General features: G+C 72.7%; 11 protein-coding genes and 1 pseudogene. 6 read left to right on the top strand and 6 right to left on the bottom strand.

Translation table 11 applies throughout. The features are described from left to right. The first annotated feature begins 394 nt into the window (after nucleotides 1-394). Genes PV796_RS08695 through PV796_RS08705 form a run of 3 tightly spaced genes read left to right on the top strand, consistent with a single transcriptional unit; the run spans nucleotide 395 to nucleotide 3,653 of the window. Nucleotides 395-1,078, top strand: coding sequence for a vWA domain-containing protein (locus tag PV796_RS08695; RefSeq protein WP_274912362.1), 684 nt, complete (start codon nucleotides 395-397; stop codon nucleotides 1,076-1,078). Next, nucleotides 1,075-2,043: a protein phosphatase 2C domain-containing protein gene (locus tag PV796_RS08700; RefSeq protein ID WP_274912363.1), complete on the top strand. Its 969-nt coding sequence runs from the start codon at nucleotides 1,075-1,077 to the stop codon at nucleotides 2,041-2,043. The genes PV796_RS08695 and PV796_RS08700 overlap by 4 nt, the downstream gene beginning before the upstream one ends. Next, nucleotides 2,040-3,653 (top strand): DUF4189 domain-containing protein, encoded by a 1,614-nt coding sequence (locus PV796_RS08705; protein WP_274912364.1) that lies wholly within the window; start codon nucleotides 2,040-2,042, stop codon nucleotides 3,651-3,653. Before PV796_RS08700 ends, PV796_RS08705 begins: the two co-directional genes overlap by 4 nt. Before the next feature lie 253 nt (nucleotides 3,654-3,906). Here the strand turns inward: PV796_RS08705 and PV796_RS08710 are convergent, their stop codons facing one another. Both PV796_RS08710 and PV796_RS08715 read right to left on the bottom strand, forming a co-directional pair. Then, on the bottom strand, nucleotides 3,907-4,512 hold the full coding sequence (locus PV796_RS08710; protein ID WP_274912365.1) for a restriction endonuclease: 606 nt from the start codon (nucleotides 4,510-4,512) through the stop codon (nucleotides 3,907-3,909). A gap of 255 nt (nucleotides 4,513-4,767) precedes the next feature. Continuing rightward, entirely contained in the window at nucleotides 4,768-5,229 is a 462-nt protein-coding gene (locus tag PV796_RS08715) for a nitroreductase family deazaflavin-dependent oxidoreductase (RefSeq protein ID WP_274912366.1), read from the bottom strand. A gap of 131 nt (nucleotides 5,230-5,360) precedes the next feature. Here PV796_RS08715 and PV796_RS08720 point away from each other — a divergent pair, with 131 nt between their 5' ends. After that, nucleotides 5,361-6,074 (top strand): TetR/AcrR family transcriptional regulator, encoded by a 714-nt coding sequence (locus tag PV796_RS08720; protein ID WP_274912367.1) that lies wholly within the window; start codon nucleotides 5,361-5,363, stop codon nucleotides 6,072-6,074. A 43-nt stretch (nucleotides 6,075-6,117) separates the two neighbouring features. On the opposite strand, the gene PV796_RS08725 is transcribed toward PV796_RS08720, so the two are convergent. The 4 genes and pseudogenes from PV796_RS08725 to PV796_RS08740 form a co-directional block, all read right to left on the bottom strand. Further along, nucleotides 6,118-7,380, bottom strand: coding sequence for a hypothetical protein (locus tag PV796_RS08725; protein WP_274912368.1), 1,263 nt, complete (start codon nucleotides 7,378-7,380; stop codon nucleotides 6,118-6,120). 128 nt (nucleotides 7,381-7,508) lie between these two features. Further along, entirely contained in the window at nucleotides 7,509-8,018 is a 510-nt protein-coding gene (locus PV796_RS08730) for a SigE family RNA polymerase sigma factor (RefSeq protein WP_274912369.1), read from the bottom strand. A gap of 171 nt (nucleotides 8,019-8,189) precedes the next feature. Beyond that, a complete protein-coding gene (locus PV796_RS42015; RefSeq protein ID WP_342456958.1) occupies nucleotides 8,190-9,089 on the bottom strand; it encodes a CAP domain-containing protein in 900 nt (299 codons plus the stop codon). Between the two features lie 208 nt (nucleotides 9,090-9,297). Beyond that, nucleotides 9,298-9,783, bottom strand: a pseudogene (locus PV796_RS08740) (RNA polymerase sigma factor); the annotation flags it as partial. A 353-nt stretch (nucleotides 9,784-10,136) separates the two neighbouring features. Here PV796_RS08740 and PV796_RS08745 point away from each other — a divergent pair. Next, on the top strand, nucleotides 10,137-11,081 hold the full coding sequence (locus PV796_RS08745; protein ID WP_274912370.1) for a CAP domain-containing protein: 945 nt from the start codon (nucleotides 10,137-10,139) through the stop codon (nucleotides 11,079-11,081). A 675-nt stretch (nucleotides 11,082-11,756) separates the two neighbouring features. Beyond that, on the top strand, nucleotides 11,757-14,009 hold the full coding sequence (gene helR, locus PV796_RS08750; RefSeq protein ID WP_274912371.1) for an RNA polymerase recycling motor ATPase HelR: 2,253 nt from the start codon (nucleotides 11,757-11,759) through the stop codon (nucleotides 14,007-14,009). Nucleotides 14,010-14,029 lie beyond the last annotated feature (20 nt).

Here is a 14,029-nt window from a genome sequence, read left to right on the forward strand (position 1 = left end):
CCGGCCGGGCGGACTGGCGGGAGGGTCCCGGAGCGGGCCGCGGAGCGGATTGCGCACCGGACCGTGGCTCGGATTGCGCACCGGACCGCGGAGCGGCTCGCGGGCCGGATCGCGTGGGCGACGGCCGCGCCGCCCGCCCCGGTTCCGTGGCCAGCGGGGACGGTCGCCCCAATGGTGGCGGCACCGCCCGCGGTGTCCCCCGCCAGGTGGGCAGCTCCGGCGTTCCCGATCCGTTCTTCCCGTTGTGATCGCCCACGCTGACTCCCCCGAGTCGCTTCCGCCCGTCTCCGCCCTTTGGGAAGATACGGCAGCGAGGAGGGCGCTCATAGAGAGCAAACTCCTTACGCTAGAAGCGAGTTGACGCGACACAACAGAGACGGGGGAGCGGATCTGTATGGCTGAGGCGAGGGGTGTGTTGCTGCCGGCCTATGTGCTGGCCGACGAGTCCGGTTCGATGGGCCCGTACCAGAGTGAGCTGTCCGGCGGTCTGATCTCGCTGTGCGAGGGGCTGCGGGCCGAGCCGATGATCGCGGCCAAGCTGCGACTGGCGATCCTGGGATTCTCCGACGACGTGCAGGTCCGGCTCGCGGTGGCGGACATGCGCACGGAGACCACCCTGCCGAAGGTGGTCATCCGGGGCCTGACCAACTACGAGGCGGTCTTCGACGACCTGTTGGCCCGGATTCCGTCCGATGTGCAGTGGCTGCGCGGCGAGGGCTACAAGGTGCACCGCCCGGTGGTGTTCTTCCTCAGCGACGGGCAGCCGACCGACGGCGGGAGTTGGCGGGGCCCGCACGCCAGGCTGATCGACAAGTCCCAGACACCGACCGCGCCCAACATCGTCGCCTGCGGCATCGGCGACGCCCAGCCCGCCACCATGGTCGAGGTGGCGACCCGCCCGGAGTTCGCCTTCGTGGCCAAGCCCGGGACCGACATCGGCCAGGCGGTCGCCGAGTTCTTCCATGCGCTCACCTCCAGCCTGGTCGCCTCGGGCCACGCCCTGAGCTCGGGCAGCCCGCAGTTGGTGGTGAACCGCCCGGACCAATTCACCATGGCCATCGACGAGGTGGGGCAGTGACCCCTCCCGCCGGCGAGGGCCCCACGACGGCGCACCACACTCCGCGCCGCCAGGCACCGCCCGTACCGGCCACCTCCGAGCCCCCGCCCTGGCAACGCGTCACGGTGGGCGAACCAGGCCCCGAGTTCGAGGCCCGGCCCCCGGGCCAGTACGCCTTCGAATTCCCCGACACCGAATGTGACGGCTGGTCAACTCACCTTTTCGCACTGCGCTTTGCCACCGTCCGGGGCGCAAAGCACCGCTACTACCGACAGCCGCGGCAGGACGCCGCCCGTGCCGCGGCGCACGAGTCGACCGGCGGCGTCGCCTTCGCCGTCGCGGACGGCGTCTCCAGCGCCAGCAGCTCCGAGCTCGGCGCCGTCGAGGCGTGCCGGGCCGCCCTGGAACGGATGCTCCACCTGGCTTCCGCGTCCGAGCGGCGACTGGACTTCCGGGACGTGGCCGAGCACGCCGCGACACGCCTCCGCGAGCTGGCGAAGTGGCGGCTGAACGGGCGGGAGCCCGAGCCGGGCGAGGTGGCGGGCCTGTACGCGACGACGTTGGTGGCCGGCGTCGCGCGCCCCGAACCGGCGGGCCCGGTGGTCGAGCTGTTCCGCATCGGGGACTCGTGTGCCTGGATCCTGGACCTGACCACCGGGCGGTACCGGGAGCTGTTCGGCTCCAAGACCGGCTCGGCCGCTCCGCTGGTGTCCAACGAGGTCACCCCGCTGCCCCACGTCCCCGATCCGCCCGAGCACGCCCGCGTCCAACTCACCGCACACCAGGTGCTGTTGGTCGGCACGGACGGCTTCTCGGACCCGCTCGGCGACGGCGACGGCCAGGTGGGCGCGCTCTTCGCCCGCCACCTCGCCGCCCCGCCCGCGCCCGCCTGGCTCGCGCACCTGTTGGACTTCTCCCGGGAGACCTTCGACGACGACCGGACCCTGCTGGCGGTCTGGCCGCGCGGCACGGCGGCCCCGCGATGACCGCGGACCGCACCCCCACCGTCGACCACGCCACGCTCACCCTGGGCCGCCAACTCGGCCAGGGCGGCCAGGGCACGGTGTACGAGGTGCCGCACAAGAAGATCAACCAGGCGCACGGCGACGGCTGGGACGTCGTCTACAAGGAGTACCGCGCCGAGGTACTGCCCCAACTCGACGCCGCCGCGCTCGCCGCGCGGGTGGCGCTGCTCGGCGAACTGGACGCCACGGACGGCCGCTGGCTGTGCGAGAAGACCGCCTGGCCGGCGGCCGTCGTCGAACGCGGCGGCAACGCCTGCGGCTTCCTGATGCGCGCCGTCCCCGACCGCTTCCGCTTCACCCTGCGGAGTCTGCACGGAAGTTCGGGCACCCGCCGACTGGCGAACCTGGAGTACCTCCTCAACGAGGACGGCTACGTCGCCGGCATCGGTCTGAGCATCAGCGAACGGGACCGGCTCCTGCTGCTGGCCGACCTGGCGGCCACGCTCGACCGCTTCCACCGGATCGGCATCACGGTCGGCGACCTCTCCCCCAAGAACCTGCTGTTCACCACCGCCCCCAGGCCCGAGTGCTTCCTCATCGACAGCGACGCCATGGGCCTGCGGGGCACCACCGTGCTGCCCCAGGCGGAGACGCCCGACTGGCAGGTCCCGAACGGCGAGGAGAGGGCCACCCGGGCCGGCGACGTCCACAAGCTGGGCCTGCTCGCGGTCCGGCTGTTCGCCCGCGAGCAGACCACCACCGATCCCGCCGCCCTGGCCGGACTGAGCGCCGCGCTGGGCGACTTGGCCCGCGCCAGTCACCGTCCGGACCCGGCCCAACGGCCGACGCCGTCCCAATGGGCCGAGCAGCTCACCGCGGCCAGCGCCACCGCCTCCACCCTCCCCGCCAAGGGCGCGCCCACCCGGCGCCGGGCCGGACGCCCCGGCGGGCCCCCGCCGCCCCGCCCGCGGACGCCCAACCGGCCGCCCGGCCAGGCATCCGGCCCGGGCACCACACCCTCCGCCACGAAGCCCCCGGCCCGTGCGGCGGCCGCCGGCCTCATCGTCGCCGCCGTGGCCGTGCTCGTCGCGCTGCTCATCCCGCACGGCAACGACTCGTCCGACACCAACGCCAACTCCTCGTCCACGTACACCACTTCGCACGCCGACACCCCGACCGGCACCGAGCCGGCGTGGATGCACACCACGCCCTACACCCCCGCCACGACGTACGCCCCGACGACCTACGCGCCCCCGGGCACCTACTCCCCGCCCCCCTACACCTACTCCCCCGTGCCCTATCCGACGACCGCCCCGGCCGTGCCCCCGCCGCCCCCGCCGGACTACTTCGGCGCCATCGCCGTGGGAACCGACGGCGGCTACGGCACGGCCTGGAACTACCACTCCATGAGCGGCGCCAGTCAGGGTGCACTGTCCAGATGTTCCAGCTACAGCACCGGCTGCAAGGTCCTGACGGCGTTCGAGAACAAGTGCGGCGCCTTCGCCTACAACTCCGCAACCCGCCAATACTGGGGCGGTAGCGGCGCCACCCGGGCCGAGGCCGAATCCAACGCCATCTCCCATGCCGGCGGCGGGCGTTGGATCACCTCGGTGTGCACCACGGGCTCCTGACGACGCTCCTGGCGCCGCCCGGGGCCTCTGCTCGGTGCCGGGCACCCCGGGCCCGGCCGTCCGTCCATCCGTCGTCAGTTGGCGCGCTCGTAGTGGTACCCGTTGCCGTGCGCGGGTCCCACGTCGTGGCGGATGCCGCCGAACTCCCCACGGCCGGAGGGGCATTGCTACAACACGAACGGCTCCCCGACGGTGTCAACCCCCGGCGCAGGCCCGGCCACCGCCCGCCGAGCCCGGTCCCCTCGTCGCGGCCTCAGCCCCAGGGCGGGCGGCCGCCGGCGACCCAACGAGCCAGCCCGCGCCCGTCGATCAGACGGAGCGGCGCGGGGAGCGAGGCGTTGGCGACCTCGGCGTCACGGGTGAACCGCGAGGTCGTGACGATCACCGCGGCGTCGCAGCGGTGGAAGTCGCTGTACGTCCCGTTCGCCGTATAGATCGCGGGGGCACCGACCCGATTGCGTTCGCCGTACCGCTTGCACTGCACGGCGATCCGTCGACCGTCCCGCAGCACGACGAGGACGTCCAGCCCCCGGTCGTTGGCGCCACCGGAAACCGTGACGGACCGGACGCCGGGATCGCGGCGCGCAAGATCGGCGATGGCGTGCTCGAACTGGGCGCCGGTCATGTGCTGATAGGCGGCGAGGGTATGCGTCACGTCCCGCCGCGGCCCGACGCCCCCGGGACTCCGCAACCGAAGCCGACCGCTCCACACGAGCAGGCCCAGCACGACCACGACCGCCAGCACCCCGAACACCCCCGCACTGACGGGATGTTCGCGAGCCAGCGTCGCGAGCACGACGACGGCCAGCACGATCGCGGCGAACCGGGTGAACGTCCACTCGCGCGCACGGCGCCGCACCGCCTGGCCGCGGGGCCGCCGGGCGGGACGACGGGCCGCCCGGCGCCCCGGCCGACGCCCGGACCCCCGCCGCCGACCAGACCCACGACCACCAACACCCCGCCGCCGAGCTGGCGTTGCCATGCGATTCCCCCCTCCGGTCCTCCTGTCTAGCCCGAACCGGCCAGTCTCGCACCGCAGTTGCAAAGGGTTGGCGCAAAACGCGCCCGCCGCTTGCCGGATGCGGGCGTCCGCGGTGCGGGGAGGGGATGGCGGTCAGCCGGTGAACGTGAGGCGGAAGACCGGGTGCTTCGGTGCGATGCGGAGCAACTCGTCGTCGGGGGACTCCGGGCCGACGCCGTCGAAGAACGCGCTGACCTGCGCCTTCCAGCGCTTCAGGTAGGCGCGCAACAGCACGGGCTTCTCGGCGTCCGACACCTCGGTGACGGTGAACGCCTGCGTGGCCTTGCCCAGGCGGAGTTCCCCGCCACCCGCGGCACGCAGGTTGCGCGTCCACTGGACGTGACCGCGGGGCGCGACGAGATAGTGCCGGCCGTCCACCGTGAGCAGGTTCACCGGCGTGCACCGCCACTCCCCGCTCTTGCGGCCGCGAACGGCCAACTCCTGCGAGCCGAAGACGCCGATCCCGCGCCGGTTGAACCAGGCAACGAGCCGGTTGAACACATTGATCGTGAACCAACCCGGCGTGATGGCGTGATCGGCGGTGTGTGCACTCATGGGATTCCTCCTCGACACGAGAGCGTGAGCACTGCTCTCCCTAAAGAGCAGTGTGCACGCCGCGGCCCTCCAAAGCAAGAGCAGTGCTCTCGATTCGAGTCACCGCTCCAATCGATGGCAGACTGGCCGGCATGAGTGCCATCGAGGGAGCGCGCGCACGCGCACGCAGGGAAGTCACCGCGGCGATCAAGGACGAGGCCCGCCGACAGCTCGCCACCGAGGGGGCGGCCAAGCTGTCGCTGCGCGCCGTGGCCCGCGAACTCGGCATGGTCTCCTCCGCGCTGTACCGGTACTTCCCCAGCCGGGACGACCTGCTCACCGCGTTGATCATCGACGCCTACGACGCGGTGGGCGGGGCCGCCGAACGCGCCCTCGCCCGGGCCGACGCCGCGCCCCTGGCCCGTTGGACCGCGGTCTGCCGCGCCGTCCGCCGCTGGGCGCTCGCGCACCCGCACGAGTACGCGCTCATCTACGGCTCGCCCGTGCCTGGTTACGCCGCACCCCAGGACACCACCGGACCCGCGGCCCGCGTCGGCCTGGCCCTGATCCGCGTGGTCGAGGACGCGCACGCCGCCGGCGCCTGCCCCGCGCCGGACGGCCCGCCGCTCCCGCAGAAGGTCCTCGCCGACGCCGAGCGACTGCGCAAGACCCTCGGGGTACGGCTGCCCGCCCCCGTCCTGGTGGGGGCCGCCGCCGCCTGGGCCGAGCTCTTCGGCCTGGTGAGCTTCGAGCTCTTCGGCCAGTTCGACCGGGTCATCGATGCGCGCGACGCCTTCTTCGAACGCGCCGTCACCCGACTCGCCGGCAACGTCGGCCTGTCCACCCCCGAGGGGTCGGGCGCCTAGCGGAACCGGGAGCACGGCCGCACCCGCGCGTCATGACGTCTCGTCAAGAACCCGTCCACCACTTGGCGTTGAGAGCGATGACCCTGAGTTGATGGATCGTCAATGCGGGGGTCGCCCGGGTCGCCGCGCCGTTCTGCGTCTCGGCGTTGAAGGCGCTGATGACCACGCGCTTGCCGTCGGGGCGCATGGTGTCCACGGTCCACATCACCACGCCGTCGGCGCGATCGTTGCCCGGGCCCTGGTGGACGGCGACACGGGTGCCGTCGGCGAGGGTCTCGCTGCCGGAGCGGAAGAGGTCGCCGGCGACGTCGCGCATGTCCGGCTGGACGTTGATCTGGACGAGGCTGCGCCCCTGCCCGTCATCAATGACGACATTGCCGTACTCGGCATCGCTTCCATCGCTCTTCCTCGTCACATCGAGGCCCTTGGGCAGCAGGTCGGAGAGCCTGGCGGAGAGCGGTGGAGCGGCGGGGTTCTCCGCGCGTTGCCGAGGGCCGCCGGCGAGGGTGTCGGTGATCCTCCGCCACTCCTGCGCCGCCGCCAGCGTCCTCAACTGCGCATGGGACAGGGGTGGTTCGGCGCGGCTGACCGGTGCGTCCTTCTCGGCGGCGGCGTTCCACTCGCTCAGCGAAACACTCTGACCGGCCGGCGTGACCAGGTTCGCGGTCCACCGCTTGGTGTCCGCCCGCCCGTCCGCGTACTCGTAGCCCCGGAGGATCATCAGCTCCGAGCCGTCGGCCAGTCGCTCGGTGGAGCAGGCGTCATACCTCGCCAACGCCCGGTCGGGGCACCGGGTCTGTTGCCTGGCCTCCTGGCCGCCCGGCTCAACCCGGGCCAGGGAGACGGAGACGGCCGCGGGGCCCTTCCCGTCGTCGTAGACGACCGAGGCGTACGGCCATCCGCCCTCCCCCGTGCCCCGGCCCTCCTCCTGGCTGAACGCGGCCGCGCCCGACCCGGTCCTGCGCAGCACCGCCTCCCACGTCCGGATCATCTCGTCCTTGCCGACGGCGGACGGCGAGGAGGGGGGCGAGGGCGTGGCGGTGCGCGGGCCGGCGGCCACCGACGAGGTCCGCGAGCCGGCCGGCGTACCGCCCCAGGCCAGCAGCAGCGAGCCCGTCACGCCGGCGAGCGCGACGCCGGCCGCACCGGAGGCGAAGGCGGCGCGGCGGCGCTGCCGCAGCCGCCGGCCGTGTGCCGCTCCGGCGGCGGCGAGCGCGCCCTGGTTGGTGTCGAAGGTCCCGCCGACCTGGTGCAGGGCGGCGGAGAGCCGGTCCTCGAAGGGATCGCTGTGCTGCTCAACGGGCATGACGAACCACCGTTTCCGCGAGGTCGAGTGAGGTGAAGAGCAAGGGATCGGAGTGCGGGGAAGGGGGAGGGCAGAGGCCGGCAGGGTGACGACCGAGGGCACCGGCCCCGGAAGGGGAGCGGAGGCCGTCAGTGGTGGGCATACGCCCCGAGGTCCTCGCCGAGCAGTTCCCGAAGTCGTCCCAGCGCGCGCACGCATCGGGTACGCACCGCGGCCGAACTGGCGTTGAGCACGTCGGCGGTCTCGGCGATCGACCGGTCCTCCCAGTAGCGCAGGACGACCACCGCCCGGTCCTTGGCCGGCAGTTGCCTGAGCGCGTCGAGCAGGGTGAGCCGCAGTGCCGTGTCACCACCCGTCGCGTCCGGGCGATCGGGCAACACGTCCATCGTGCGCTCCGTGCTGCTGCGGCGCCGCTGGTGGGCGAGGAAGGTCCGGGTGAGCACGGTCTGCGCGTACGCGGCGGGATTCTCGGCCCGGCTGACCCGCCCCCACCGCGCGTACAACCGGCCCAGCGTCTCCTGCACCAGATCCTCCGCAAGGTGCGTATCGCCGGCTGTCAGCAGGCACGCGGACCGGTAGAGATGCCCGGCCCGCGCCACCGCGAACTCCGCGCACTCTTCCGCGCGGCCCTGTCTCATCTGCTCCCCCTGCCCCGGTAGCCCGGTGTGCGTGCGCTTGGCGCTGTGGTCCTGTCCTCACCTCATTGATGCGGTGGGAGGGGGAAATGTTTCATGGGGGTGTTGGTGAGGTTGGTGATGGGGGTTGGTGATGAGGGGTGGTGGGTGGTCGTGAGCCTCTCGTGCCGGCCTTCAGCGTGGTGCGGCCAGGTCTTGGGTCCACCAGGGGCCTTGGGATCCGTGGACGATGCCGATGCCTACCGCGGTGAACTTGCAGTCGAGCAGGTTGTCGCGGTGCGGGGGGTCGCCCATCCAGTCATCCACCACCGCGGCGGGGCTCGCCGGGCCGCGGTCGAGGTTCTCGCCCCAGCGGCTCCACTCGTATCCGGCGGCGGTGATGCGTGCGTCGGGGCCGACGCCGTCCGGTGAGACGTGCTCGTAGTAGTTGCGGGCCGCCATGTCGGCGGAGTGCTGTTGGGCCGCGTTGTGGAGTCGCGGGTCGATGCGGAGCGGGCCGCAACCGGCCTGTGCGCGTTGGCGGTTGACGAGTGCGGTGACTTGTTCTTCGAGGTCGGGTGGGGTGGGGGTAGGGGAAGCGGGGGGGTGTGGGCGTAGGAGTTGGGGTGGGGGTGGTGGTGCGGGACGGGGTGGGGGTGGGAGTGGGGGGTGTCGCGGTGAGGGTGGGGGCAGGGTGCGTTCTGGGGTGGGGGTGGGTTTGGGGGCGGGGGCGTGCGCGTTTGTGGGGTGCCTGGGGGCGCCACCACAGGGCGGCGACGGCGGCCAGGGCGAGGAGCAGTGCCGTACCGGCGACGGCGGTTGCCTTGGGGGACGGGCGGCGGGGGTGGGGCGGGGGTGCCGAGGGGGCGGTTCCGTGGTGGGGAGCGGACCCCGGGGCGTTGCCGGGCGTCGGGGGCGGGCCAGGCACGTCGCCGGGCGCCGGGGCCGTAGCGGAGGTCGAGGTGGTCGTGGTGCCCGGAGTTGGTGAGAGGCCCAGGGCGGTGGGGAGTGCCGGGTGGGGCGTGAGGTGTGCGGGGAGCGGAAGCATGGCGAGGCCGGCCAGGAGGCCCTCGGCGGGCAGGAGGTCGCGCCAATGCCTGGAACAGGTGGTGCAGTTGCGGGCGTGCCGGGCTATGCGTTTGCGCCACAGCGGGGCGGGGTGGTGGTCCCATGCCGCGGTCAGCTCCGCGAGTTCGGGGCAGGGCGGGCTGCCCGCGAGGGCGCGGACGACGACGCGTCCGGTCTCCAACTGCTCCTTCATCCGCTGCACTCGGACCGCGGCGTGTCGGCTCTCCAAGCCGATGGCGGCGGCGAGTTCCGGCCGGCTGATCTCGCCGGCGGCCTCCAGCCACCACAGCGACAACAGCGAGCGGTCCCCCTCGTCCAGCCAGCGGGTGGCCTCGGCCACCTCACGGCGTTGGCCGGAGAGCCCCAGTCGCAGGATCGTCAGGTCGACGAAGTCGGCGGAGCGGTCCGGGCGTTCGAGCGTCTGCTCGTCCAGGGCAACGGTGGGGACCTTGCGGGCGACGGTCCAGCGGCGCCGTACCTGGTTCATGGCGATCGCCACCAGCCAGGAGCGGAACGACGCCGGCTCCCGCAGATCCGGCAACGACTCCAGGACGCGGACCATGGTCTCCTGCACCACGTCGTCGACGTCCGCATGGCCGTCCAGCGCCCGGCCGACGACGTTGTAGATCAGCGGCAGGTACGCGGAGACGAGTTGCTCCCGGGCTTCGTCGTCTCCCGCCCTGGCCGCCTCGACGGTCGCCGTCCCGTTGTCCCACTTCACGCCTGTTCGGTCCTGTTCATCCGTTTACGCCGTCATGGCCCCCGCGCTCAGGTGACCCGTCCGACGCCCGGCGACAACAGAAAAGTTACGCGGAAAGTTCGCCGGCTTGGGTGCCCGTCCCGTGCCGCCCGCAGCGCCAGCGCGGGAAGGAATGAGGGGGAGGGCGGCGGGCGGAGGGGCCGCGGGCGGGGCCCGGAAAAAAACCGGGGAATTTTCGTTGTCGGGGGTCGCGCCCGGGGTCTCCCCCAGTGCGGACCGTTCGTCAGGCGGATCGCACGGACCGGCCGACACGGACCGCGTGGTCTCACGTCGGTACCGGGACGGCAGTCGAAGAGGAAGCAGAGGAAACGGACATGGAGCAGCACGATGGCCTCGGCGCCGGACCGCAGCGCGACGCGTCGGGCGCCGGCGCCGGCCACCCCGCCGACGCGGCGACCGCACACCGGCGTCATGCCGCCACCCGTCCCGCCCGCCGCCGGTCGGAGAAGAACGGCGGGAACCACCGCGCCGGCGCCGGCCGTTCGGGGACGAAGGCGGCAGCGCTGGCGGTGGGGGCCCTCGTCGTCACGGGTGCCGGGCTGACGCTGATATGGCCCGGATCCGGTGCGGACCAGGCGCTCGCGGCCGATCCGTCCACGCCGGCACGACCCGTCGCAGCCGTTCCGTCCGCCCCGTCGACGCCGAGCAGCACCTGGCACTCTCCGCGCCGCCACAAGCCGTCGTCGCCGACCGCCTCCGCGTCCGCTTCCGCCACCGGGCAGCACGAGGACGGACGCACCCCGCCCGAGACGAACGCCCCCGAGGAGCGCGCGCACCCGACCCCCCAAGCGACGACTTACCCGAACCGCGGCACCGCCTCCGGAACGGGCCGCGCCACGTCCCCGTCCGGTTCGCGGGCCGCTACCGGTACCGCCGCGCAGTTCGCCCGCAAGGTCCTGGAACTGGTCAACGCCCAGCGCGCCCGGGCCGGTTGCGCGCCGCTGACCGTGGACCGGCGCATCCAGGCCGCGGCCCAGGCACACTCCGACGACATGGCCGCCCGCAACTACTACTCCCACGACACCCCGGAGGGCGTCGACCCGGGTACCCGCATGACCAACGCGGGCTTCCACTGGCAGAGTTGGGCCGAGAACATCTTCAAGAGCCCCAAGGACCCGGCCACGGCGGTGGACGGTTGGATGAACAGTCCCGGGCACCGCGCCAACATCCTCAACTGCTCCTACAAGTCCACCGGCGTGGGCGTCAACCTCAGCTCCAACGGCCCCTGGTGGACACAGGACTTCGCGACCGGGTCCTGACTGACCGCACGCGTCCGGCGCGGTCGACGCGCGACTCAGGGGACGGCGCCTTCCGGGAGGAGCGGACGGGCGCCGCCCCGTCGTCGCCCACGAGCACCGACCGCCGGCCGGTTCGACCAGCCCGCGGGTTCAGTCAGCCCAGGCCGTTCGGCCGGCCCGGCCAGTTGGGGCGGCCAAGCCAGTCGGGGCGGCCAGGCAGTTGGGGCGGCTCGAACGAACTCAAGGAGCTCCCCGAGCGCGGGCTCGACGCCGTCTCGCGGGAGGCGATCGAACAACCGCTGATCTGCGCCTCGTTGGCGTCAGCGGCCGGCCCAGCGGCCGACAGAAACGGGTCGGCCGACAAGAACAGCCGACGCGTCCGCCGCCACGACAGTCGTCACACCAGTCGACACAACAAAAGGCAAGGAGAACGTCCGCTCCTTGCCACTCTCAAGATATAGCGCACTGGGGGCCTTGCGGCAAGGCCCCGGTCATGCCGCACAATCGCTGGCCGAAGCCGGAACTTGGGGGAATGGGAGATCCACGAAGTGTGTGCGGTGTTGTTGCGGTATGGGGAATTTTCTGATGTTGGACTGGTGGTGGGGCCCACACCCCCGGTGCGGGCACGCGGCGCCGAGGTAGCGACAGGCGCGCCACCGACCTGCCTGGCCAGCCGCCGTGATCGGAGCCACTGACATGACCACCCCCCTGACCACCGACGCATCCAGTCCATCCAGCGCACCCAAGGCACCCAAGGCACCCGATGCCTCCACGGCATGCCGCACATCCAGTGCGTCCGGTGCGTTCGATCTTCCCGGTCGCCTCTCCCCCAAGGCCGATCCGGCGTTGATCGCCGCGGACGAGAGGCACTTCGCGGCCATCGCGGCCAGTCTCCAGCAGACGATCGACGAGCTGTCCGACCGCCTCGACGCCGAACTCAAGGCACCCGGCGGCACCGGCCGCGAGGCGATGGACCGGGACGCGGAGATCCACCGGCTGACCGGTCGCCTGCGCGCCCTGCGCCGCTTCGGCCTGGACCTGTGCCTGGGGCGCGTCGTCCGCGCCGACGACCCCGAGCCGCTCTACGTGGGCCGGCTCGGCCTGACCGACAGCGCGGGACGCCGGCTGCTGGTCGACTGGCGCTCCCCCGCGGCCGAACCGTTCTTCGCGGCGACCCACGGCAACCCGATGGGCCTGGCCAGCCGCCGCCGGTACCGCTGGGCCGGCGGCCGGATCAACGATTACTGGGACGAGGCGTTCACCGCCGACGGGCTGGAGCGGCACGTCGCCCTCGACGACCAGTCCGCCTTCATCGCCAGCCTGGGCAGCGACCGATCGGACCGGATGCGGGACGTGCTCGCCACCATCCAGTCCGACCAGGACGCCATCATCCGGGCCGGCTCCCGCGGCGCCCTCGTCGTCGACGGCGGCCCGGGCACGGGCAAGACCGTCGTCGCCCTGCACCGCTCCGCCTACCTCCTCTACTCCGACCCCCGCCTCGGCCACCGCCGCGGCGGCGTGCTCTTCGTCGGCCCGCACCAGCCCTACCTGGCGTACGTCGCCGATGTCCTCCCCAGCCTCGGGGAGGAGGGCGTGCGGACCTGCACCGTGCGGGACCTGGTCGCCGAGGGCGCCGGGGCGGTGACCGAGACCGATGTGGACGTGGCGCGCCTGAAGTCGTCCGCGCGGATGGTCCGGGCGATCGAGGCGGCCGTGAGGTTCTACGAGGAGCCGCCCGCCGAGGGGATGACCGTCTCGACCGACTGGGCCGACCTCTGGTTGAGTGCCGATGACTGGGCCGAGGCGTTCGACGCGCCGGGGCCGGGCACGCCGCACAACGAGGCGCGCGAGCTGGTCTGGGACGAACTGGTCGCGATCCTGCGGGACAAGTGCGCCGACGACGTCCCGTCCGAGCAGTTCAGCCGGTCGCTGCGGTACGACGAGGAGTTGGTCAGCACCCTCGGCCGGGCCTGGCCGCTGCTCGAAGCGGCCGACCTGGTCGGCGACCTGTGGTCGGTCCCCGCGTACCTGCGACGGTGCGCGCCCTGGCTCGACCGCGACGAGATCCGAAGACTGCAACGCACCGAGCCCCAGGCATGGACCGTGTCCGACCTGCCGTTGCTGGACGCGGCGCGGCAGCGGCTCGGCGATCCGGCGGCGGCCCGGCGCAAGCGCCAGCACGAGGCCATCCTCGCCGCCCAGCGCGAGCAGATGGACCAGGTCGTCGACAACCTGATCCAGGCCGCGGCCGACTCCGGCGCCGACGGTGACGACGGCGAGGGCCTGGTGACCATGCTGCGCGGTCAGGACGCCCAGGTCAGCCTCGTCAACGAGGCCGAACTCCCCACCGTGGCACCGGACTTGCTGGCCGGACCGTTCGCGCACATCGTGGTGGACGAGGCACAGGAACTGACCGACGCCGAGTGGCAGATGCTGCTGCTCCGCTGCCCGTCCCGCAGCCTCACCATCGTCGGGGACCGCGCCCAGGCCAGGCACGGCTTCACCGAGTCATGGCAGGAACGGCTCGAACGCGTCGGGCTGGACCGCGTCAACGTGGCCTCGCTGAGCGTCAATTACCGCACCCCGGAGGAGGTCATGGCGGAGGCCGAGCCGGTGATCCGGGCCGCGCTCCCGGACGCCAACGTCCCGGCCTCCGTCCGCAGCAGCGGCATCCCGGTCACCCACGGCTCCGTCTCGGACCTGGACGCGGTCCTCGATGCCTGGCTCGCCCAACACGCCGACGGCATCGCCTGCGTCATCGGCGACCCCACGTTCCGGGCCACGCCCCGCGTCCGGTCACTGAGCCCCGAGCTGTCCAAGGGCCTCGAATTCGACCTGGTCGTCCTCGTCGGCCCGGACGCCTTCGGCAACGGCGTCGAGGGGGCGGTCGACCGCTACGTCGCCATGACCCGCGCGACCCGGCAACTCACCCTCCTCACCAGCGACTGACGGCGGCGGGGCGGCCTGCC

The organism is Streptomyces sp. WZ-12 (assembly GCF_028898845.1).
GTDB lineage: Bacteria > Actinomycetota > Actinomycetes > Streptomycetales > Streptomycetaceae > Streptomyces.

What these genes read in the sequence shown, in the direction of transcription:
- PV796_RS08745 (WP_274912370.1), top strand. Translation starts at nt 10,137, where the DNA reads ATGGAGCAGCACGATGGCCTCGGCGCCGGACCGCAGCGCGACGCGTCG.
- PV796_RS08725 (WP_274912368.1), bottom strand. Translation starts at nt 7,380, where the DNA reads ATGCCCGTTGAGCAGCACAGCGATCCCTTCGAGGACCGGCTCTCCGCC.
- helR (WP_274912371.1), top strand. Translation starts at nt 11,757, where the DNA reads ATGACCACCCCCCTGACCACCGACGCATCCAGTCCATCCAGCGCACCC.
- PV796_RS08705 (WP_274912364.1), top strand. Translation starts at nt 2,040, where the DNA reads ATGACCGCGGACCGCACCCCCACCGTCGACCACGCCACGCTCACCCTG.
- PV796_RS08730 (WP_274912369.1), bottom strand. Translation starts at nt 8,018, where the DNA reads ATGAGACAGGGCCGCGCGGAAGAGTGCGCGGAGTTCGCGGTGGCGCGG.
- PV796_RS08695 (WP_274912362.1), top strand. Translation starts at nt 395, where the DNA reads ATGGCTGAGGCGAGGGGTGTGTTGCTGCCGGCCTATGTGCTGGCCGAC.
- PV796_RS08715 (WP_274912366.1), bottom strand. Translation starts at nt 5,229, where the DNA reads ATGAGTGCACACACCGCCGATCACGCCATCACGCCGGGTTGGTTCACG.
- PV796_RS08720 (WP_274912367.1), top strand. Translation starts at nt 5,361, where the DNA reads ATGAGTGCCATCGAGGGAGCGCGCGCACGCGCACGCAGGGAAGTCACC.